Here is a 21798-nt window from a genome sequence, read left to right on the forward strand (position 1 = left end):
CCCCTCCGGCGAGCCGGAACCCACGAGCGGCCCCGCCCTGTCCGCTGACCGGGTGGGGCCGCGCACCCGGCGGCGCGGCACGGCGGGCCCCGGGGCGGGACCTGCGTAACGTGGCCCGATGCACTCGACGCACCCGATGTCGAACAGACGTCCAAGGTTCGTGACGTCGCTCGCCGCCGCGGCCCTGGCGCTCGCGGCGCCCCTGACCGCCCCGGCCGCCGCGGTGGCCGCGCCCCCGCCGCCGCGGCCGGGCCCGGCCGTCACCACGTACCTCTACGACTGCTCCCGCACCGAAGGTCCGTGGAACTGTCTCGCCGAGTGCGAGAGCAGCGGCCGGTGGCACATCAACACCGGCAACAACTACTACGGAGGCCTGCAGTTCAAGCAGACCACCTGGGAGGAGCACGGCGGGCTCGCCTACGCCCCGCGCGCGGACCTCGCCACCCGGGAGGAGCAGATCGCGGTCGCCCGCAAGGTGCTCCTCAACCAGGGCTGGCAGGCCTGGCCCGTCTGCTCGAAGAAGGTCAAGGAGGCCGACCTCGACCACCTCGCGCTGCTGCCGAGCGAGCACACGCACGTCGTCAAGCGCGGCGAGACCCTCAGCTCCCTGGCCCGGCGGTACCAGGTCAAGGGCGGCTGGAAGGCCCTCTACCAGGCCAACCGGCACATCGTGGGGCCGCGCCCCGACCGCCTCGCGATCGGTACGGTCCTCCTCATCCCGGAGCGGGCGAAGGCCTGACACCGCCGTCCGGCGGCCGCCCGAGCTCCGTGAGCTCGCCGCTGAACACCACCTCGCCGCGGCGCAGCTCGTACGCCACCGCCGCCCGGCCCGCGCGCCCGCGCAGACCGGGCGGCGGCCGCTGCTCGGCGAGGACCACGCACGCCTGGAGGTCCCCGAGCAGTGCGTACGTACGGGAGGCGACGGCCGGGGACATGCCCTGGGTCGGCTCGTCGGCGAGGACCACGCGCGCCCGGGAGAGCAGGGCCCGTGACAGCGCGAGCATGCGCTGCTCGCCGCCGGACAGCAGGCCCGCGCGGCGGGCCAGGAGCGGGCGCAGCTCCGGGTAGGCCGCCAGGGCGGGTGTCACGTCACCCCCGGCGAGGTCCAGGTTCTCGCGGACAGTGAGGCCGCCGAAGACGGCCTGCCGGTCCGGTACGAAGCACAGGCCCCGGCGGGCGCGCTCGTGCGCCGTGAGCCGGGTGACGTCCGTGCCGTCCCAGACGACGGCGCCCCCGGACAGCGGGACGGTCCCGGCGAGCGCCCGCAGCGCGGTGGTGCGGCCCGAGCCGTTGCGGCCGAGCAGGACGGTCAGGCCGGGGGCGGGGGCGGCGACGCTCACGCCGTGCAGGGCTTCCAGGGGGCCGTAGCGGACGCGGGCGCCGCGCAGTTCGAGGGTGCCGGGGCGCGCGGCCGGGCTCATGGCGCACCGCCGTCGAGCACCTCGTCCGCCGGGCCCGACGAGACGATCCGGCCCGCCGTCAGCACGTGCACCGTGTCGGCGAGGCCCGCGACCAGGTCCAGGTCGTGCTCGACCACGAGGAGCGCGGTGCCGTCGGCGGCGAGGGCGCGCAGGACCCGGGCGAGCGCGGCCACCTCGCCGGTGTCCAGGCCCGCGGCGGGCTCGTCCAGGAGCAGCACGTACGGGTCGCCCGCGAGCGCGCGGGCCAGCTCGACGCGGCGCAGCGTGCCCGTCGGCAGGCCCGCGGCGGGGCGGTCGCGCACGGACGTGAGGTCGAACAGGCGCAGCGCCCGGTCGAGCGCCGCCGGGTTCCGGACCCGGCCCTGTTCGGCGCCCACGCGCACGTTCTCGGCGACGGTCAGCGTCGGGAAGACCGCCAGCTGCTGGAACGTACGCGCCACGCCCGCGCGGGTGCGAACGTGCGCGGGCAGCCGGGTGAGGTCCCGCCCCCCGAAGGCCACCCGCCCCCGATCGGGCCGCACCGTCCCGGCCAGACAGTGGAAGAGACTGCTCTTGCCCGCCCCGTTGGGCCCGACGACAGCGGTCACCCGCCCGGGCACGACACTGAGCGACACCCCACGCAACACGGCGAAGCCGCCGTACGAGAGGAACAGCCCATCGGCGGCAAGCACATCCCGCTCCTCGCTGTGGGCAATCGTCCCGCAGGGCGAGTGGGGTCTCCCCTGCTCGAGCGCAGCCGAGAGCTTGGGGAAGGGTGGGCACAGCGCCGGGCGCCCAGCACTGTTTGCCGGGGCCGGGGCCGGGGCCGGGGCCGGAGCTGGAGCGAGGGCGCCCCGCACCCGGGCTCCGAGGGGCGTGAGCCGAGGCCGCCGCCGAAGCCACCGCGTAGCCGCACGCAGTGCCTCGTACGGCCCCCCGGGAAAGCGCCCGATCAGTATCGCGAGCACCCCGACCACCGCCGCGGCCACCCCGCCCCGGGCCCCCGCGTCGAGCCCCACCAACAGCGCCGCCGCCACCAGCGCGCCCAGCAGACTGTCCGCGCCGAGCACGACCACCGCCGCGAACCACAGCAGCCCCCGCACCGGGTCGTACGCCGCGGGGTCGAACGCCCGCAGCCCCATCCCGAGCATCCCGCCCCCCAGGGCGGCGAGCGCCGCGCCGGTCACGAACGCCGCGAGCTTCAGGCCGCGCACGGGGACCCCGGCCGCCGCCGCCCCGGCCTCGTGGTCGCGCATCGCCGCGAGCGCCCGCCCCGCGCGGCCCCGGCGAAGCGCCGCGACGCATCCGAGCGCGCCGCCGAGCAGGACCAGTTCGAACAGGTAGTACGCGCGGTCGCCGGTGAGGCCCGCGGGCCGCTCCAGGGTGAGGCCCGAGGTCGCGTACGGCTGCGCGAACACGAAGCGGCTGACGCCGACGCCGACCGCGAGGGTGGCGAGGGCGAGGGCCAGGCCGTGGCGGCTGATGGCGGGCCAGCCGGTGAGCAGGCCGAGCGGTGCGACGAGCAGCACGGCGACCGCGAGGGCGGGCAGCGCGGGCAGCTCGGGCAGGCCGGGGAAGCGGCCGCTGGTGAGCAGCGCGGTGAACAGCGCGCCCAGGCCCGCGTACGCCGCCTGGCCCAGGGAGATCTGGCCGCCCCTGCCGGTGACGACGACGAGGGAGAGCAGGATGACGCCGAGGGCGGGGACCTGCACGGACGTGGTGAGGTCCGAGCCCGCGAAGCCGAGCGGGAGCAGGAAGAGGACCACGGCCACTATCCAGGCGCCGGGCGGGGTGGGGACGCGGGCGGTGGCCGTGCGGGGCAGCGCGTCCCCGGTGCCCACGCCGGGCAGGACGAGCGCGGCGATCAGCAGGGCCACGACGAAGAGGTTCGCGCCGACCGCCTGGAGCAGGGGCTCGCCCCACCCGGAGGGGTGCAGGCGCGTGAGCTGGCTCTGCGCGACGCCGATGCCGAGCGCCACCACGACCGCCACCGGCAGGTTCCGCATCCGGGCCGCCACGGCGACGGCCATCACCTCCATGACGAGCAGGGGCAGGCCGTACGGGTCGAGGCGGACGTAGGGGGCGAGGAGCACGCCGGTCAGGCCCGCCGTGAAGGAGCCGAAGGCCCAGCCCGCCGCGGCCACCCGGTCCGCGTCGATCCCGGCGAGCACCGCGAGGCGGCGGTCGTCGACCACCGCGCGCAGCTGCCCGCCGAAGCGGGTGAAGCGGGTGAGGGCCCACACGGCGAGCGCCAGCGCCACCGCGATGCCGAGCTGGCCCCAGGGGTCGGCCGAGACGAGCGTCGGCGCGTCCGCCCGCGCGCCCTGCCCCCAGATCAGCGCCGCCGCGCCGACGAGCAGGACGAAGACGCCGATCGAGGCCACCAGGGTCTGCGCCGGGTCGCCGCCCTGGACGGCGAGCGGGCGGAAGACGGCGCGTTCGAGGGCCAGGCCGATGGCGGGGGCCACCACCAGGAGCGTCACCGCCGCGGCGAGCGGCAGCGGCCAGGCCCACTCGACGGTGAGCTGGCGCAGCAGATAGGCGCAGACCATCGCGATGGCGCCGTGCGCGAAGTTGAGCACGCCGGTCGCGCGGTGGGTGACGACGAGGCCGATGCCGGTGAGGGCCGCCGCGCTGCCGACGGAGAGCCCGGCCAGGGTCAGGTCGTAGCTCAGCGAGGCCACCGGGTCAGTCCTCCGGGGACTCGTGCGGCCGGGGCCCTGGCGGTGCGCAGATCGGGCACGGGGTCAGGCCGCCCGCCGCCGGGGCCGCCGCGTCGACGGCGACGGCCTCGGGCCTGCCCGCGACCAGGGGGCAGTCCGCGCGGTGCCACAGCGTGCCGTCGGGCACGGCGCGCAGGGCGTCGCTCGTCGCCACCGGGGCCTTCGCCCGTTCGGCCCCCGCGGCCGCCGGGTCCTGGTCCTCGACGGCCACGAGCAGGCCGTACAGCTCCTCGACGCGCGCCGCGGCGAGCGCGCCCCGGCCGTGCGCGAGGAGCACCGCGCCCGCGACGATCAGGGCGGCGCCCGGCACCGTGCAGGACGCGAGGTAGGGCAACTGCCGCTCGGCGAAGCGCTCTCCGGAGATCCCGTACCAGCCGATCACGCACAGGACCGCGCCGGTCGCGAGCGCGGCGAAGGCCGCCCACAGCATCGGGTGGACCGCCCGCAGCCGGGCCGCGCGCGAGGCGGCCCGCGCCGCCGCGGGAGTGCTCCCGTCCGTCCTTGCCGCCCGCATCGAGGCCCCCCGGGTGCCTGGTGGGTCTGTTCATGGAAGCCAATGGATTGCACTATGCCTTCTACAAGCCGACCCTGAAAGCACCGGGCGCTCTTCGTCCGGTCCGATACCCGGTGGTGAGCCAGATGGTGCTCTGGACAGGACCCAGGCGGGGGAGCGAGCTACGACGGGGGCGGGTGCGGAGCCCGGCCCTCGCGGCCGCCGCGGTCCTGCTGTTCGTCCCGGCCGTCGCGGCCTGCGGCGACGACAGCGGTGACGAGGGCGGGAGCCCGCCGCCGCAGCCGTCCGTGGAGGCGACCAGCAAGGCCGGTGACGCCGCCGAGCCCGCGGACCCCAAGGCCGCCGAGGACGAGGTCCGGGCGAACTGGCAGAAGTTCTTCGACCCGGCGGTGTCCCTGAAGGACAAGGAGGCCGTCCTGGAGAACGGCGCCGAGATGCGCCAGGTGCTGCAGAGCTTCAGCGGGGACGAGCGCGGCAAGCAGGTCCGGGCCCGGGTCGCGAAGGTCGAGTTCACGTCGGCGAAGGACGCGGACGTGACGTACGCGCTGACCCTGAAGGGCGCGACCGCGCTGCCGAGCGCGAGCGGCACCGCCGTCGACCAGGACGGCACCTGGAAGGTGTCCGTCAAGACGCTGTGCGCGCTGGTGCGGCTGAGCGGCAACAAGTCGCCCGGCCCGGGCTGCTGAGACTTGGCCCGCCGACGGGCCCTCGTGGCCGCGCTCGCCGTGGCGGCGCTCCTGGGGAGCGCGGCCTGCGGCAGCCGGCTGCCGGAGAGCGACTTCGAGCGGCGCGCGCCGTCGGGAGGGGTGCCGCCGTCCGGCGGCCCGCCCGTGCGGGTCGGCGTCATCACCAGCGCCACCAGCCCCGTCGGCGGGTCCGCCTTCACCGGGCCGCGCGACGGCGCCAAGGCCTACTTCGAGCGGCTCAACGACCGCGGCGGGATCGCCGGACGCGAGGTCGAGGTGCGCACCTGCGACGACGGCGGCAGCGGGGTCGGCAACAACGACTGCGTGCACAAGCTGCTCGACGAGCAGAAGGTCGTCGCCCTGGTGGCCACCACCGCCCTGGACTACGCGGGCGCGCCCCGGGTCTCCGAGGCGGGCGTGCCCGACATCGGCGGACAGCCGATCGGCTCCGCCTACGACACCTATCCGCACCTGTACGGGATCTACGGCAGCCTCGCGCCGCGCAAGGGCAAGCCGGGCTGGGGCGGCGAGCTGTACGGCGGCACCGAGGTCTACCGCTACTTCAAGCGCGAGCAGGGTGCCCGCACGGCCGCGGTGGTCTCCTACAACCAGGCCGCGTCGGCGGCGTACGCGCGCCTGGTGAAGCGCGGTCTGGAGGCCGAGGGCTACAAGGTCGTCACCGAGCAGGTCGACTTCGCGCTGCCGAACTTCCGCGCCGCCGCGGCCGACCTCAAGGACCAGGGCGCCGATCTGGTCTTCGACGCGATGGACACGCACGGCAACGCGCGCCTGTGCGAGGCCATGGACGACGTGGGCGCGAAGGTCACCGCGAAGGTCACGAACGTACAGAATTGGTCAGCCAGCGTCGCCGACGACTACAAGGACGCGCCGCGCTGCCGCAACGCCCTGTGGGCGACCGGTTCCAGCCGCAACTACGAGGACACCGGCCACCCGGCCGTGCGGGAGTTCCGCGACGGCATGAAGAAGGCGGGCACGGCGGCGGACGCGCTCTCGCAGTGGCAGCTGGAGGGCTGGGCCGCCGCCCTGTGGTTCACGGCCGCGGCCCGCTCCTGCGCGGCCTCGGGCGGGGACGTCACCCGCGCCTGCGTGGACCGTTTCATGAGCCGGGGCAAGCCCTACGACGCCGACGGCCTGCTGCTGCCGGTGACGTACGAGCGGCGGGCCGAGCCGCCGAGGACGCGCCGGACGTGTGTGTCCGTGGCCCGCTGGAAGGACGATGAGGGCTGGGTCACACAAGGCGATATGAACGCCAACTGCTTCGAGGTACCGCAGCTCTCCTACCAGCCATGACCGCTGTACCACTCATGGAGTTCCCTGTTCCGCATTGCGATCGCGCATCCGTTGAGGAACAAGGCGGGATCTCGACCCAACCCTTGGCCTGAGATTCCCGTCTAACCCCTCGGTAGGCGGACGAGACGCACTGGCCACGGGTAAACGCGGAATACGGGTACGTATGCATATCTCTTTCCTGATTCACAACGCGTACGGGATCGGAGGGACGATCCGAACCACGTACAACCTGGCGAACACCCTCGCGGAGCAGCACGACGTGGAGATCGTCTCGGTGCTGCGCCACCGCGACGAGCCGGTCTTCGCGCCGGACCCGCGGATCCGGCTCAGCCACCTCGTGGACATCAGGAAGGACAGCCCCGGATACGAGGGCGACAGCGCGGCCCACACCATCCCGGCCCGCGTCTTCCCCAGCGCCGAGGGCCGCTACGCGCAGTACAGCGCCCTCACCGACCAGCGCATCGAGGCCCACCTCAAGTCCTTGCGGTCCGACGTCGTCATCGGCACCAGGCCCGGCCTGAACGTGCACGTCGCCCGGCAGACCCGGCGCGGCGTGCTGCGCGTCGGCCAGGAGCACCTCACGCTCGACAGCCACTCCGCCGAACTGCGCCTCCAGCTGCGCAGCGTCTACCCCCGCCTCGACGTCCTCACCACCACCACCGAGGCCGACGCACGGGACTACCGCAGGCGGATGCGGCTGCCCGGCGTGCACGTCCAGGCCGTGCCGAACCCGGTGCCCGCGCCCGGCATCGAGCCCGCCGACGGCTCCCACAAGTGGGTCGTCGCCGCCGGGCGGCTCGCCCCCGTCAAGCGGTACGACCTGCTGATCCGCGCCTTCGACAAGGTGCGCAGGGAGCGCCCCGACTGGCGCCTGCGGATCTACGGCGGCGGCCGCCAGAAGGAGAAGCTGCGCCGCCTGATCGACGACCTCGGCCTGTACAACCACGTCTTCCTCATGGGCCCCGCCCACCCCATCGAGCCCGAGTGGGCCAAGGGCTCCATCGCGGCCGTCAGCTCCAGCCTGGAGTCCTTCGGCATGACCATCGTCGAGGCCATGCGCTGCGGCCTCCCGGTCGTCTCCACCGACTGCCCGCACGGCCCCGGCGAGATCATCGAGAACGGCGTCGACGGCCGTCTCGTCGAGGTCGGCAACGCCGACGCCATGGCGGGCGGCCTGCTCGAACTCATCAACGACGACGCGCTGCGCCACCGGATGGCGGACGCCGCGCTTGAGGACTCCGAACGCTTCGACCCGGCCCGCATCGCCGAGCGCTACGAGGTGATGTTCCACGGCATGCTCCAGCGCGGCGGCTCGCTGGGCGGCCGGGTGCGCGGCACGATGCACCGCGCCAGGGGAGCGCTGCTCGGCGGCGCGTACGCCGTTCGGGACGCCGGAAGAACCGCACCGACGAAGGGGCGCTTGGCATGACGGCCGTGTCCACCCAGGACACCATCGGATCCAGTGACGACGCGAGAGGGCCCGGGCAGGTGCCCCCGCCCCGAGCGGACTGCATCGCCGACTCCGCGGGCGGTCTGACCTTCGACGTCACCGACCCCGGCGAGGCGGGCACCGCGCATCTGCTGCTGCGCCGCAGGGACTCCGACCCCGTCGCCGAGGTGCGGCTGCCCCTCACCCCCGCGGGTGACGGGCGGCTGCGCGCCGCGCTGCCCAGCAGCGTCGAGCTCGCCGAGGGCCGCTGGAACGCGTACGCCCTGGTGGACGGCGGGGAGCCGCGCCGGCTCATGCCCGGCGTGAACGACCTGCGCTCGCTCGTGGACCGCGCGCCCAGCGGCAGCCGCGGCCACGTCTCGGTGCGCATCCCGTACGCCACCAAGCAGGGCAACCTCTCGGTGCGCGCCTGGGTGCGGGCGCCGCACGCGGAGGCCGGTGAGCTGCGCATCACCGACACCGGGGTCACTGCGCGCGGCCGCGTGTACGGCACGGAGCTCGCCGCGGGGGCGCGGGTCGAGGCGGTGTTCCGCAAGGAGCCCGAGCGGGTCGTGCGCGTCGATGTCACGGCGCGGGGGCCGGAGTTCGACGTCACGCTGCGGTACGAGGACCTCGCCGCCGGGCACGGCCCCTGGGACCTGTGGCTGCTGCCCGGGGGCGACGAGGGGCCGCGGGTGCGCCTGGCCCGGCTGCTCGACGACGTGGCGGACAAGAAGCCGATCTTCACCTACCCCGTGACGGTCATCGAAGGCCCGGACGGGCCGGTCGAGGCCGGTCCGTACTACACCAACGACAACGACCTGGCGGTGCGCGTCCGGGCGGTGGCCGTCGGCGACTGAGGGCACGTGCCGGGAGCAGGCCCCGCCCTCGCGGACCGTAGTTGTCCGCGAGGGGCGGCAGAATCGGCCGCATGTTGGAGACCTCCGCACGACTGCTCCGCCTGCTCTCGCTGTTGCAGGCCCACCGGGAATGGTCGGGCGCGGACCTCGCCGAGCGCCTCGGCGTGACCGCGCGCACCATCCGCAGGGACGTGGACCGGCTGCGCGAGCTCGGCTACCCCGTCAACGCGAGCCCCGGCACCGGCGGCGGCTACCAGCTGGGCGCGGGCGCCCAGCTGCCCCCGCTGCTGCTCGACGACGACGAGGCGGTCGCCGTCGCCGTGGGCCTGCGCACCGCCGCGGGAGGGGGCATCGAGGGCATCGGCGAGAGCTCGGTACGGGCCCTCGGCAAGCTCGAACAGGTCCTGCCCAGCAGGCTGCGGCGGCGGGTCGGCGCCCTGAACGCCGTCACGGTGCCGATGCTGCACGCGCCCCGGCAGCAGGCCGTCGACGCCTCCGTCCTCACCGACCTCGCCGCCGTCTGCCGGGACTCCGAACGCCTGCGCTTCGACTACCTGGACCACGGCGGCAGTTCGAGCCGCCGCACCGTCGAGCCGCACCGCCTGGTGTGCACCGAGCGCCGCTGGTACCTCGTCGCCTGGGACCTGGACCGGCAGGACTGGCGCACGTTCCGCGTGGACCGGATCACGCCCCGGCCGCCGCACGGTCCGCGCTGCGCGCCCCGCACCCCGCCCGCCGACGACCTGGCCGCCTACGTCTCCCGGGGCGTGTCGACCAGCGCCTACGCCGAGCGGTCCACGGTCCGCCTCCTCGTGTCCCTGGAGGAGGCCACGCAGCGGGTGAGGCCGCTGGACGGCACCCTGGAGGCGGAGACCGAGCACACCTGTCTGCTGCGCACGGGGGCGGCCAGCCTGGAGTTCCTGGTCTTCCACGTGATGTTCCTGGGCTTCGAGTTCGAGGTGGTCGAGCCCGTGGCGGCGCTCGACCGGATCCGCTCCCTCAGGGACGTGCTCAGCCGGGCCCTGGACCGGGGTGCCGCACCTGGTCGTCCGGCGCCCGGAACGCCGCGTACTCCGGATGGTGCAGATCGAACGCCGGGGACTCGGAGCGGATCCGGGGGAGCGTGACGAAGTTGTGCCGGGGCGGCGGGCAGGACGTCGCCCACTCCAGGGAGCGGCCGAAGCCCCAGGGGTCGTCGACGTCCACCTTCTCGCCGTACTTGGCCGTCTTCCAGAGGTTGTAGAGGAACGGCAGCGTGGACATGCCGAGCAGGAAGGCGCCGATGGACGAGAGGGTGTTGAGCACCGTGAAGCCGTCCGCGTCCAGGTAGTCGGCGTACCGCCGGGGCATGCCCTCCGCGCCCAGCCAGTGCTGGACCAGGAACGTGGTGTGGAAGCCCACGAACAGCGTCCAGAAGTGGATCTTGCCGAGCCGCTCGTCGAGCATCTTGCCGGTGAACTTCGGCCACCAGAAGTAGAAGCCGCCGAAGGTCGCGAAGACGACCGTGCCGAACACCACGTAGTGGAAGTGCGCCACGACGAAGTACGAGTCGGTGACGTGGAAGTCGATCGGCGGGGAGGCGAGCAGGACGCCCGTGAGCCCGCCGAACAGGAACGACACCAGGAAGCCGACCGCCCACAGCATCGGCGTCTCGAAGGACAGCGAGCCCTTGAGCATCGTGCCGGTCCAGTTGAAGAACTTCACCCCGGTGGGCACCGCGATCAGGAACGACATGAACGAGAAGAACGGCAGGAGCACCGCGCCCGTCGCGAACATGTGGTGCGCCCACACGACCACCGACAGACCGGTGATCGCCATCGTCGCGCCGACCAGCGGCAGATAGCCGAAGATCGGCTTCCGGCTGAACACGGGGATGATCTCGGTGATGATGCCGAAGAACGGCAGCGCGATGATGTAGACCTCCGGATGCCCGAAGAACCAGAAGAGGTGCTGCCACAGCAGCGCACCGCCGAACTGGGCGTCGAAGACCACGGAGTGGAAGCGCCGGTCCGCCTCCAGGACGAGCAGCGCGGCCGCGAGCACCGGGAACGCGATCAGCACCAGGACCGAGGTGAACAGGACGTTCCAGGTGAAGACGGGCAGCCGGAACATCGTCATCCCGGGCGCCCGCATCCCGATGATGGTGGTCAGGAAGTTCACCGAGCCGAGGATCGTGCCGAACCCGGAGAGCGCAAGGCCCATGATCCACAGGTCGGCCCCGATGCCGGGCGACCGCTCCAGGCTGTTGAGCGGCGCGTACGCGAACCAGCCGAAGGCCGCCGGACCGCTCGGCACGAGCAGCGAGCCGAGCACCATCAGACCGCCGAAGAGGAACAGCCAGTACGAGAGCATGTTCAGCCGCGGGAACGCCACGTCGGGCGAGCCGATCTGGAGCGGCATGATCTCGTTGGCGAAGCCCGCGAACGTCGGCGTCGCGAACAGCAGCAGCATGATCGTGCCGTGCATCGTGAAGAGCTGGTTGAACTCCTCGTTGGTCAGCATCTGGAGCCCGGGGCGGGCGAGCTCGGCCCGCATCAGGAGCGCCATCACCCCGGCGATCAGGAAGAAGATGAACGACGTGATCAGATAGAGGTGGCCGATCTTCTTGTGGTCGGTGGTGGTGAGCCAGTCGACGAGGATCGCGCCCCGCGTCCGCCGTCGCGCCGGGCGCTCCGCCGCCGTCCCCACCGTCTGCGTCCCCATGCTTGCCCCTTCGCTGTCGCGTCCTGGGCTGCCCGAAGCACAGGCCATGATGCTCGCGTGCCCCCGACTCCGACAGAGGGCGTACGGCACTCCGGCGCCGGACCGCGCTCCGGCTCGCGGGAGCGCGGGGGCGGGAACGGCGCGGGGAAGGGGCGGTGAGCGGGCGCGGGACGCGCGGCGAGCGGGAGAGGAATCATGAATTCCCCGCACTCCGTTACCTTCCGCGCGGCGCCCGGGAATCCGGATTGCGGAGGATCGGTAGAAGGTTTCGGAAAGTATTCGCGCGAGGTTTCGGACGCTCCCCGGGCGGGGTCGGGCGGGATTTTCCGACGGTGCCTCAAGAAGGCCGCAAGAGCTTCGGAGTTCGGCCGGAATTCCGCCGTAGCGAGGGTGGAACCGCTCGTACGTGTGACGGAGTTAGGGCGAAACGCGCGTCGTGATCCTGTGACAAAAGCGTGACCGGAGGGGGATCCGTGCCGCATGGTCCCGCGCCGTGGCCTTCCCCCGCGGGAATCAGCCGCCTAACGTGGCCGGTATGGCACCCATCCCGACCCCGCCCGCCGAGCCCCAGGACACCCCGGACTCCTATGTCGGCCTCGACGCCGCCGAAGCGGAGAGCCGGGCACGCGCCCGCGGATGGTCCACCGTCAGGTCGCTGCCGCCGGGCACGTTCATCACCCTGGAGTACCTCGCGGGGCGGCTGAACTTCGAGGTCGAGGGCGGCCGGGTGAAGCGCTGCTGGAAGGGCTGAGCCCGGCGTCCCGTTCGCGGGCCGTCCCGTACGAAGGCCCCGGCTCCGTGGCGGAGCCGGGGCCTTCGCGGTGCGGGAGTCAGTTGTGCGTACCGGTCCCGCGGTCTGGGGGGTGGGTCAGGCGCCGGTGACGGGCCGGGCCGACGCGCCGCGCACCCGGTCCGCGTGCGGCGGGCGGCGGGGGCCCGCGGGGGTCACCGGGGTGCGCTCGCAGCGGGCCGTGTGCGGGCCGGGGGCGAGATAGGCCGGGGTGCGGGTCCGGCCCGCGGCGACGGGCTCGCGCACCGGCGGCTGCTCACCGGAGCCCTTGCCGGAGGCCGGGGCCGCGCCCGGCGTCGACCGCTGCGGCACGAGCGCCGGGGCCGGGCCGACGGCGACCGGGGGCCGGGCCCGCAGGCGGTGCCAGAGGCCGAGCGCGAACGGCTCGACCCGGGCGACGAGCGGCTCGAACCAGGGCAGCGCGAGCAGGATGAGCAGGCCCGCGGCCCAGCCGAGGAAGACGTCGCTCAGCCAGTGCGTACCCAGGTAGACGGTGGTGAGGCCGACGCTCAGGGAGACCACGGCGGACAGCGCCGACAGATAGCGGCGGGTCACCGGCGTCGAGGCCAGATAGGCGAGGATTCCCCAGGTCACGACGGCGTTGGCGGTGTGGCCCGAAGGGAATATATCGCCGCCCTGCCCCATCTCGTTCGAGCCAATCACGGTGGCGTAGTGCGGGCCGAGGCGGCCCATGCCGAGCTTGGCGGCGCCCACCGTGGCGTTGAGGAGCAGCAGGGCCGTACCGAACATCAGGAGCGGGCGGAGCGTGTGCTGCCGCCAGGAGCGCCAGCCCAGCCAGGCCGCGACCATCACGGCGGTGGGGCCGCGCTGGCCGAGCACGACCCAGTAGTCGAGGAAGCCGTGGATCTCGGGCCACTGCTGGTAGGGCCGGAAGAACATGACCTGCCAGTCGAACCGCACGAGCCAGGAGGTGGCCAGGACGGCGACCACGATGGCGAGGTAGAACGCCAGGGTCGCGCTGAAGAGCACGACTCTGTGCCGGCTCATCCTCGGCACATCGAGGTGAACCGGCCGTTCCGGCTCACGGTCAAGACGGGCGAAGAGCCGGTCCAGACGGGTCAGGTTTCGTTCGGTACGCACCCAATCGACGTTACAGCGAGTGAGCGCCGTTCCCGGTCGAATCGGTGGGGTTGTGATGACGATGTGATGTGGCATTGCTCTCAGGCCCCGGCGTATTCCCGCCGTAATGCCTTTTCCATCAGGGCCCTTATACCCAATTCGTTGATCGTCGCTCCCCGGGTTTTAGGGCGCTTATGAATTCGTTCACCGGGATCTGGTGCGGAATTCTCCGGGTGCTCACCGGGCGGCCCTGAGGGGGCGCCCGGATAAATGATCTTGGCGTGATCAGGGTGGCCCCGAGCCGTTCAGCCAGAACGCCCCGTACACCGCTCCGGCCACGGCCACACCACTGATGACCAGCACCGATCGCGAAGTCCGCAGCCGCGCGAGCGCCACCGCGAGGGGCAGCAGCAGGGGGAAGGCGGGCATCAGCAGGCGCGGTTTGGAGCCGAAGTAGCCCGCGGCGCACAGGGCGAGCACCAGGACGACCCCGGTGTAGACGAGCAGCGGCAGCGGCTGGCGCTGCCGGACCCCGGCGACGTAAAGGCGGATCAGCAGCGCGACGCCGACGATCAGGCCGAGCCCGGCGAGCGCGCCCGGCACGGAGGTGAACTTGGCGCCGATGAACCGCGCGAAGGCGTAGCCGCCGTCGAAGCCGTTGCCCCAGCCCTCCTGCACGTCGAGGTAGCCGAGGAGGCCGCCGCCCGTGCGGTGCCCGACCCACAGGACGTAGGCGGCCGCCCCGAGCGGGGCGAGCAGCGCGCCGAGCGCGACGCGCGCGTCGACCCGTCCCCGGCGGCGCACTTCGAGGACCGCCGCCGCCCACAGCGCGAGGACCACGGCCCCGCCCACCGGCCGGGTCAGGCCCGCGAGACAGGCCAGGAGCCCCGCCGTCACCCAGCGTCCCGTGAGCACCGCGTACAGCGACCAGGCGGCGAGCGCCGTGAACAGCGACTCGCTGTACGCCATCGACTGCACGATGCCGACGGGCAGCACCGCCCACAGCGCCACGGCGCACACGCCCGCCCGGCGCCCGTACACGTGGTCCGCGACGGCGAAGATGCCGCCCGCCGCGCACAGCGAGGCGACCGCGCTCACCAGCAGGCCCGCGTCCGCGTGACCCAGCGGACCGACCGCCGCCACCAGCCGCTCCAGCCACGGCAGCAGCGGGAAGAACGCGAGGTTGGAGTGCACGCTGCCGTCCGGCAGGGTCACCTCCCAGCCGTAGCCGTGCTCGGCCACGCGTACGTACCAGAGGGAGTCCCAGCGGGCGGAGAGCAGCGTGTGCGGGCTCTTGCCCGTGCCCGCGCACCACGCGGCCAAGGCCGCGAGGCCCAGGGCGCGTACCCCCGCGTACGCGAGCAGCGCGGTCGCTGCCGCGTGGCGCCTTTCGGTGGCCTTCCCCGCGGGGGGCATTTCATGATCGGTCACCGGGTGATTATCCCCGTCCCCCTTCGTCCCTCCCTGTCGCCTCCCAGGTGTCCCGTGCGGATGGGGCTGCGCCCCTTTCCCCCCTTGTTGGCGCTTCGCGCCTCGTCCTCAAACGCCGGACGGGCTTTTCGCTGTGGCGTATGCCACATGCCTGCGGGGCAACCGTGAGAGGTCCGCCACGCGCGGCGCGCGTGGACTCGCGTACGCTGACGGCCACTCGCTGTTCACAGCCGCCACAGCCGGACGACCTGATCCCGTTGGGTCCCACGGGATCCCGCTGGGCCGCATTTCGCGAGGTATCACTGGGAGGTACGCACATGTCCGGGACGACCACGGCCGCCGCTCCATCCGGCCGTCGGCCCCCCGGCGCGGGCGCCAACCGCTGGGTCGTGCTCGTCGTCCTCTGCGTCAGCCTGCTGCTCGTCGCCGTCGACGCCACCGTCCTGCACGTCGCCGTGCCCGCCGTCACCGAGGACCTCACGCCCGGCGCGATCGAGCTGCTGTGGATCGTGGACATCTATCCGCTGGTCTGCGCCTCGCTGCTCATCCTGTTCGGCACGCTCGGCGACCGCGTCGGGCGCAGACGCGTGCTGCTGCTCGGCTACGGCCTGTTCGGCGTGGCCTCGGCGGTCGCGGCGCTCGCGGACACCGCGCAGGTCCTCATCGTCGCCCGGGCGCTGCTCGGCGTCGGCGGCGCCATGATCATGCCCGCGACCCTCTCGATCCTGCGCCAGGTCTTCCCCGACCGGCGCGAGCGGGCGCTGGCCATCGGCATCTGGAGCGCGGTGGCCGCCGTGGGCGCGGCCGTCGGGCCCCTGCTCGGCGGCTTCCTGCTCGAACACTTCTGGTGGGGCTCGGTCTTCCTCATCAACATCCCGCTGATGCTCGTCAGCCTGCCCGTCGGCCGCTGGCTGCTGCCCGAGTCCACCGGCGAGCGCGACGGACCGTGGGACGTCGTCGGCGCGCTGATGGCGGCGGGCGGGCTCTTCTGCCTCGTCCTCGGCGTCAAGCGGCTCGGCGGCGGCGAGTCGCCGCTCGGCTCGACGACGCTGCTTGCCCTCGCCGTCGGCGGCGGGCTGCTCGTCGCCTTCGTCCGCAGGCAGCGGCGGCGCACGCATCCGCTCGTCGACCTGGCGATGTTCACGCGGCCCGCGTTCAGCACGTCCGTCGGGTGCATCGTGCTCGCGATGCTCGCCCTCGTCGGCCTGGAGCTGATCGCCGCCCAGTACCTGCAACTGGTGCTCGGCCTGTCCCCGCTGGAGACCGGCCTCAGGCTCCTGCCGCTCACCATCGCCGCCATGGCCGCGGGCCTCGCGGGCTCCCGGCTGCTCCAGCGCTTCGGGCCGCGCCGCATGGTCGCCTGCGGCTTCGGCCTCACCGCGCTCGCGGTGGTCGCGCTGACCGGCATGGGCGGCGACGACAACGCCCCGCTGCTGCTCACCGGCTTCGTGCTGCTCGGCTTCGGCTTGGAGACGACGCTGTTCGGGGCGTACGAGTCCATGCTCAGCGAGGCCCCGCAGACCCAGGCCGGTGGCGCCGCGGCCATCGGCGAGACCTCCTACCAGCTGGGCGCGGGCATCGGCATCGCCCTGCTCGGCAGCGTCATGAACGCGGCGTACGCGCCCGGGCTCTCCTCCGTGCGGGGCGTCCCCGCGGCCGACAGCACGGCGGCCGGGCACTCCCTCGGCGAGGCCTACGAAGTCGCCGACCGGCTCGGCGGGGGACAGGGCGAGGCCCTGCGGGCCGCGGCGCGGAACTCCTTCGTCCACGGCCTGCACGTGACCCTCCTGGTCAGCGCGGGACTGCTGCTGCTCGGCGCGCTCGCGGCCCTGCGGCTGCCGCGCCGCATGGACTGCGGTGGCCCTGCCGGGCAGGGCGAACCGGGGATGCCCCTGCCCCGCGACGGCGCGGGCCTTCCCGCGGAGTCCCTCCGCTGAGGCGCACCTCGGCGGGGCCTGATCGGCCTTCGGCCTCGTCCTCAAACGCCGAACGGGCTGAAAGATCCAGCGTGGCCGGTCGCTCTGGACGCGGGGGACCGCGCGTCGTAGCGTCGGGCCGAGCCTGACTGACTACCAGCGCTAGTTAAGAACGCCCCGCCGGAGGCCCCGCATGTCGTCCGCAAGCAGCCGCACCCGCCCGTCCTTCGACCCCGCCGACCCGCTCGGCGTCGACGACCTCCTCGCACCGGAGGACCTCGCCGTCCGCGACACCGTCCGGTCCTGGGCGGCCGACCGCGTGCTCCCGCACATCGCCGAGTGGTACGAGACCGGCGAGCTGCCCCAGGTGCGGGAACTCGCCCGCGAGCTCGGCTCGATCGGGGCGCTCGGCATGTCGCTCACCGGCTACGGCTGCGCGGGGGCCAGCGCGGTGCAGTACGGGCTCGCCTGTCTGGAGCTGGAGGCGGCCGACTCCGGCATCCGCTCGCTCGTCTCGGTCCAGGGCTCGCTCGCCATGTACGCGATCTGGCGGTTCGGCTCCGAGGAGCAGAAGCAGCGGTGGCTGCCGGGGATGGCCGCGGGCGAGATCATCGGCTGCTTCGGCCTCACCGAGCCCGACCACGGCTCCGACCCGGGCTCCATGCGCACGTACGCGAAGAAGGACGGCACGGACTGGGTCCTCACCGGCCGCAAGATGTGGATCACCAACGGCTCGGTCGCGGGCGTGGCCGTGGTGTGGGCGCGGACGGATGACGGGATCCGCGGCTTCGCGGTGCCCACCGACGCCCCGGGGTTCTCCGCCCCCGAGATCAAGCACAAGTGGTCGCTGCGCGCCAGCGTCACCAGTGAGCTGGTCCTGGACGAGGTGCGGCTGCCCGCCGACGCGGTGCTGCCCGGCGCCAGTGGGCTCAAGGGCCCGCTGAGCTGTCTCACGCACGCGCGCTACGGCATCACCTGGGGCGCGATGGGCGCGGCCCGCGCCAGCTTCGAGGCCGCCGTGGAGTACGCGAGGACCCGGGAGCAGTTCGGCAGGCCCATCGGCGGCTTCCAGCTCACCCAGGCCAAGCTCGCCGACATGGCGGTCGAACTGCACAAGGGGATCCTGCTCGCGCACCACCTCGGGCGCCGCATGGACGCCGGGACCCTGCGACCCGAGCAGGTCAGCTTCGGCAAGCTCAACAACGTACGGGAGGCGATCGAGATCTGCCGCACCGCGCGCACGATCCTCGGCGCCAACGGGATCTCTCTTGAGTACCCCGTGATGCGGCACGCCACGAACCTCGAATCGGTGCTCACCTACGAGGGCACCGTCGAGATGCACCAGCTGGTGCTGGGCAAGGCGCTCACCGGAATCGACGCCTTCCGGTGAGGCCCCGCCTCAGCTCTGGTTGAAGAAGCCGTCGGCGCGGCGGCCGGGGCCCTCGCCGTTGACGATCTCCGTGTGGGCCGGGGTCAGCAGGAAGACGCGGTGCGCCACCCGGTCGATGGACCCGCGCAGGCCGAAGATGAGCCCGGCCGCGAAGTCCACCACGCGCTTGGCGTCGGCGGGCTCCATCGCCGTGAGGTTCACGATGACCGGAACCCCGTCACGGAAGAGCTCGCCGATGCCCCGGGCGTCGCGGAAGCTGTCCGGCGTGACGGTGCCGATCCTGGCGCCCTTCTCCTCGGCCACGTCCGACGCCACCTTCACGCGCGGGTCCGTGACCCAGGCGTCGGCCTCGGGGCCATCGGCCCCGTCGTCTTCGTAGCCGTCGTAGTAGCGCTCGTCGTTGTTGTCGTCGACGAGGCCAAGCCAGGCACTCGCCTTGCGCACCGATCCCATGGACGCCTCCTCTCGCTGCGGTCTGCTCGTGTTCCGCACCCCTATCGTCGTCCATGATGCGGATGGTGCGCCAAGGGGATAGACGCCGCACGGGGGTTTCGTGACGGTACTGGTGCACAGTCAACGGGCCGACACGCGTGGTTCTTCAAGGGGATTGCCGTGCCCGGCTGCTGACTGTGAGTGAAATATGATTTCTCTCGGCGTCCGGGTGACGGTCGGTGCGTCCGGGTGAACGGGCCGCTCGCTACGATGCCCGCGGGGGGTCCGTGGCGCGGTGCCGAGCTGCCGTTGACGGACCGTCAGTAGTCGTTCGACCACGCACGGGACCGCCGGTGGGCCACGCGTATGACGCGTCGGCGCACGGGGGAGCACACGGGGGTAATCGTCTTGTTCGGAATAGTCAGGCCCTGTGCCCATCGCCTCGGTGAGGGCCTCAAGACCCAGTGGATGGCGCATCTGTGCGGGCTCTGCCTCGCGCTGCGCGGTGACCACGGACAGTTCGCGCGCGTCGTGACCAACTACGACGGGCTCATCATCTCGGTCCTGACGGAGGCTCAGGCCGAGCGCACCACCGGCTGGCGGCGCACCGCGGGCCCCTGCCCGCTGCGCGGCATGCGCACCGCGTCGGTCGCCCGCGGCGAGGGCGCGCGGCTCGCCGCCGCCGTGTCGCTGGTGCTCGCCTCCGCGAAGGTGCGCGACCACGTCGTCGACGGCGACGGCCTGTTGGCCCGCAGGCCGGTGGCCGCCGCGGCGCGCCGGGTCGCCGGGCGCTGGGACCGGGCGGGCGCGCGCACCGGGGCCTCCGTGGGCTTCGATACGGCCGTCCTCGTCGACGCCGTGGAGCGGCAGGAGGGCATCGAGGCCCTGGCGGGCCCCGGCACGTCCCTGCTCACCGTCACCGAGCCCACCGAGACGGCCACCGCGGCCGCCTTCGCGCACACCGCCGTCCTCGCGGGCCGCCCCGGCAACGCGGAGCCGCTCGCCGAGGCGGGGCGGCTCTTCGGCCGGCTCGCGCATCTGCTCGACGCCGTGGAGGACCGGCAGGCCGACGCCGCCGCGGGCGCCTGGAACCCGATCACGGCCACCGGCGCCACCGCCGCCGAGGCGCGCCGCCTCGCCGACGACGCGCTGCACGGCATCCGGCTCGCCCTCGCCGAGGTGGAGTTCACCGACGCCAAGCTCGCGCACTTCCTGCTCGTGCACGAGCTGGGCCGGTCGGTGGACCGGGCGTTCGGGACGGCGTCCTGCGGCCACGCCCCGCACGAAGGGCGGGGCGCGACCGGCCTCGACGTGACGGCGTACGACGGTTCGTACGGCGGCGGGAGCGGGCAGGGCCCCTACGGAGGCTCCGGCGGCGGATCGCCGTACGGGGGCGGCGGCCCCTACGGCGACGCGTACGGCGGCGGGTACGGCGGCGCGGCCGGTGGGGGCGGGTACGGCGGCGGGGGCTTCGGCCCCTGGTCGGGGGAGCCGAAGAAGCCGCGCGGGTTCTGGGCGGGCTGCCTCGTCGCGATCGGCCTGTGCTGCACGTGCCAGCTGTGCTGCGCCCGCGAGTACGAGGGGCCGTGGTCCCGGAAGAAGCGCAAGGGCGCCTGCCGGGACTGCGACTGCCCGTGCGAGTGCTGCGAGTGCTGCGCGTGCGACTGCTAGCCCCGGCCCCGCCCGGCCGGGGTGACGCCGGGTCAGTCCTTGATCTCCCGTGGTGAGATCCGGGACGCGTCGATCGCCGACGCCCGCGTGCCCCACTTCTTCAGGATGCGGTCGTACGTCCCGTCCTCGATGAGCTGATTGACCGCCGCCTGGAACGCGGGCGCCAGCTTCGTGCCCTTCTTGAACGCGAAGCCCACGTCCAGGCGGTGGAACTCGCCGAGGAACTTCAGGCCCGGCTGCTGCTTCACCGCGTACCGCAGGCCGTTGATGGTCGACATCACCACGTCGCTGCGGCCCTGCCGCAAAGAGCCCCAGATCGCGCCCTGCTCGGTGTACGTCTTGACGCTGTACGGCCTTTTGCCCGCGTCGGCGCACACGTGCTTGTTGTCCTCCAGGGTCGCCTCGAACGTGGTGCCCGCGCCGGTGGCCACGTTCAGACCGCACAGCTGGCGGAAGTCCGTGACCTTCTTGAGCTTGCTGTCGTCGCGGACGGCGAAGCCCTGGCCGTCGTTGATGTAGGTGACGAAGTCGATCGTCCTGCGCCGCTCCTCCGTCACGCCGAAGTTGCCGGTGCCCAGGTCGTACTTGCCGCTGCCGAGCGCGGGCAGGATCGCCTCGAAGCTCGCGGTCTCCCGCTTCAGGCGCAGGCCGAGGGTCTTGGCGACGGCGTCGGCGAAGTCGATGTCCTGGCCGACGACGGTCCTGCCGTCCTCCAGATAGGCGGAGCCCGGTGGGGTGCCGCCGACGCTGCTGCCGATTCTCAGGGTGCCGCGTTCGCGCACGTCGGCGGGGAGGAGGGCCGCCGCCTTCGCGTTCTTGCGCACCGCCGACACCACGTCGGTCGTCGGGAGCTTGCCGCTCCCGCCCCCGGGCGCCGCGCCCGCCGAGGCGCCGGACGAGCCGCCGGAGCCGCACCCGGTCAGCGCGAGCGCGGCGGTCGTGATCAGGGCGAAGGCGGACAGGGACGTGCGGGACGTGCGCATGGCGTGGCGTTCTCCGGTGTCGGGGCGCGAAGGCGGGCGGAAGGAGGGGGCGAGCGAGGGGAGGGGTGTGGCCGCGTCCACGGACGCGTGTGAAGACGGGGGCAACCGCGCGCGGACGCGCGGGAGTTACGGCAGGGCGGACGTACGGGACGACGTCCGTACGGGGGTACGGGAGCGCCGCGTACGGAGGTGCGGGACCGCGGGAACGCGACGTGCGGGAGTACCGGAGAAAGGTGAGACGACCGGTCCGAAGAGTGGGACGCGGTGGGCGAAGGGCCCGGAGGCGCGGCGGGGCGGTCGGCTCAGAGGAGCATCAACAAGACGCCGACCACACACGACCGAAGTCGATGTGGGAGCGCGTGACCAGCCACTGCTGCGGATGCATGAGCACAAGTGGAACAGGCATCCGGAAAGGCGTCAACTGCGTTGAGACGTACGGCTCATATTCTGGACAGAGGCGTGAGACGGCGTGGCGGTCG

The 21798-nt window shown here is 73.3% G+C and carries 18 protein-coding genes; 10 read left to right on the top strand and 8 right to left on the bottom strand.

The genetic code is table 11. The features are described from left to right. The first annotated feature begins 118 nt into the window (after positions 1–118). Positions 119–739 carry a transglycosylase family protein gene (locus ACIG3E_RS34555; protein WP_399623812.1) on the top strand — a complete coding sequence of 207 codons (621 nt, stop codon included), beginning with the start codon at positions 119–121 and terminating at the stop codon, positions 737–739. On the opposite strand, the gene ACIG3E_RS34560 is transcribed toward ACIG3E_RS34555, so the two are convergent. The 3 genes from ACIG3E_RS34560 to ACIG3E_RS34570 are packed head-to-tail and all read right to left on the bottom strand — an operon-like array spanning position 714 to position 4637. Beyond that, a complete protein-coding gene (locus ACIG3E_RS34560) occupies positions 714–1421 on the bottom strand; it encodes an ATP-binding cassette domain-containing protein (RefSeq protein ID WP_399623814.1) in 708 nt (235 codons plus the stop codon). The genes ACIG3E_RS34555 and ACIG3E_RS34560 overlap by 26 nt on opposite strands. After that, positions 1418–4084 carry an ATP-binding cassette domain-containing protein gene (locus tag ACIG3E_RS34565; RefSeq protein WP_399623815.1) on the bottom strand — a complete coding sequence of 889 codons (2667 nt, stop codon included), beginning with the start codon at positions 4082–4084 and terminating at the stop codon, positions 1418–1420. Before ACIG3E_RS34565 ends, ACIG3E_RS34560 begins: the two co-directional genes overlap by 4 nt. 4 nt (positions 4085–4088) lie before the next feature. After that, positions 4089–4637, bottom strand: a complete 549-nt coding sequence (locus tag ACIG3E_RS34570) for a hypothetical protein (protein WP_399623817.1) — start codon at positions 4635–4637, stop codon at positions 4089–4091. Between the two features lie 125 nt (positions 4638–4762). On the opposite strand from ACIG3E_RS34570, the gene ACIG3E_RS34575 reads away from it, so the two are divergent. The 5 genes from ACIG3E_RS34575 (at position 4763) to ACIG3E_RS34595 (ending at position 10050) form a co-directional block, all read left to right on the top strand. Next, a complete protein-coding gene (locus ACIG3E_RS34575; protein WP_399623819.1) occupies positions 4763–5323 on the top strand; it encodes a hypothetical protein in 561 nt (186 codons plus the stop codon). Between the two features lie 3 nt (positions 5324–5326). Then, entirely contained in the window at positions 5327–6634 is a 1308-nt protein-coding gene (locus ACIG3E_RS34580) for an ABC transporter substrate-binding protein (protein WP_399623821.1), read from the top strand. A 163-nt stretch (positions 6635–6797) separates the two neighbouring features. Beyond that, positions 6798–8063, top strand: a complete 1266-nt coding sequence (locus ACIG3E_RS34585) for a glycosyltransferase family 4 protein (RefSeq protein ID WP_399623823.1) — start codon at positions 6798–6800, stop codon at positions 8061–8063. Next, positions 8060–8923, top strand: a complete 864-nt coding sequence (locus tag ACIG3E_RS34590) for a hypothetical protein (RefSeq protein WP_399623825.1) — start codon at positions 8060–8062, stop codon at positions 8921–8923. Before ACIG3E_RS34585 ends, ACIG3E_RS34590 begins: the two co-directional genes overlap by 4 nt. A 71-nt stretch (positions 8924–8994) precedes the next feature. Next, complete coding sequence (locus tag ACIG3E_RS34595) at positions 8995–10050, top strand: helix-turn-helix transcriptional regulator (RefSeq protein WP_399623827.1); 1056 nt, start codon at positions 8995–8997, stop codon at positions 10048–10050. On the opposite strand, the gene ctaD is transcribed toward ACIG3E_RS34595, so the two are convergent. Continuing rightward, a complete protein-coding gene (ctaD, locus tag ACIG3E_RS34600; protein WP_399623830.1) occupies positions 9935–11626 on the bottom strand; it encodes a cytochrome c oxidase subunit I in 1692 nt (563 codons plus the stop codon). The two genes, ACIG3E_RS34595 and ctaD, sit on opposite strands and share 116 nt — an antisense overlap. Before the next feature lie 535 nt (positions 11627–12161). On the opposite strand from ctaD, the gene ACIG3E_RS34605 reads away from it, so the two are divergent. Then, positions 12162–12377 (top strand): I78 family peptidase inhibitor, encoded by a 216-nt coding sequence (locus tag ACIG3E_RS34605; protein WP_399623832.1) that lies wholly within the window; start codon positions 12162–12164, stop codon positions 12375–12377. 117 nt (positions 12378–12494) lie between these two features. On the opposite strand, the gene ACIG3E_RS34610 is transcribed toward ACIG3E_RS34605, so the two are convergent. Both ACIG3E_RS34610 and ACIG3E_RS34615 read right to left on the bottom strand, forming a co-directional pair. After that, positions 12495–13517: a phosphatase PAP2 family protein gene (locus tag ACIG3E_RS34610; protein WP_399623834.1), complete on the bottom strand. Its 1023-nt coding sequence runs from the start codon at positions 13515–13517 to the stop codon at positions 12495–12497. A 264-nt stretch (positions 13518–13781) separates the two neighbouring features. After that, entirely contained in the window at positions 13782–14927 is a 1146-nt protein-coding gene (locus ACIG3E_RS34615) for a glycosyltransferase family 39 protein (protein WP_399623836.1), read from the bottom strand. A gap of 317 nt (positions 14928–15244) precedes the next feature. On the opposite strand from ACIG3E_RS34615, the gene ACIG3E_RS34620 reads away from it, so the two are divergent. Next, positions 15245–16864, top strand: coding sequence for an MFS transporter (locus ACIG3E_RS34620; RefSeq protein WP_399623838.1), 1620 nt, complete (start codon positions 15245–15247; stop codon positions 16862–16864). A gap of 172 nt (positions 16865–17036) precedes the next feature. Then, on the top strand, positions 17037–18233 hold the full coding sequence (locus tag ACIG3E_RS34625) for an acyl-CoA dehydrogenase family protein (protein ID WP_399623839.1): 1197 nt from the start codon (positions 17037–17039) through the stop codon (positions 18231–18233). Between the two features lie 9 nt (positions 18234–18242). On the opposite strand, the gene ACIG3E_RS34630 is transcribed toward ACIG3E_RS34625, so the two are convergent. Continuing rightward, on the bottom strand, positions 18243–18686 hold the full coding sequence (locus ACIG3E_RS34630; protein ID WP_399623842.1) for a cell division protein SepF: 444 nt from the start codon (positions 18684–18686) through the stop codon (positions 18243–18245). 387 nt (positions 18687–19073) lie between these two features. On the opposite strand from ACIG3E_RS34630, the gene ACIG3E_RS34635 reads away from it, so the two are divergent. Continuing rightward, positions 19074–20336 (top strand): DUF5685 family protein, encoded by a 1263-nt coding sequence (locus ACIG3E_RS34635; protein WP_399623845.1) that lies wholly within the window; start codon positions 19074–19076, stop codon positions 20334–20336. A gap of 32 nt (positions 20337–20368) precedes the next feature. Here ACIG3E_RS34635 and ACIG3E_RS34640 read toward each other — a convergent pair whose 3' ends face one another. Beyond that, positions 20369–21319, bottom strand: a complete 951-nt coding sequence (locus ACIG3E_RS34640) for an ABC transporter substrate-binding protein (RefSeq protein WP_399623847.1) — start codon at positions 21317–21319, stop codon at positions 20369–20371. Positions 21320–21798: the final 479 nt, after the last annotated feature.

Origin of the sequence: Streptomyces sp. NPDC053474, assembly GCF_044544845.1 — a bacterium.
Taxonomy (GTDB): Bacteria; Actinomycetota; Actinomycetes; order Streptomycetales; family Streptomycetaceae; genus Streptomyces.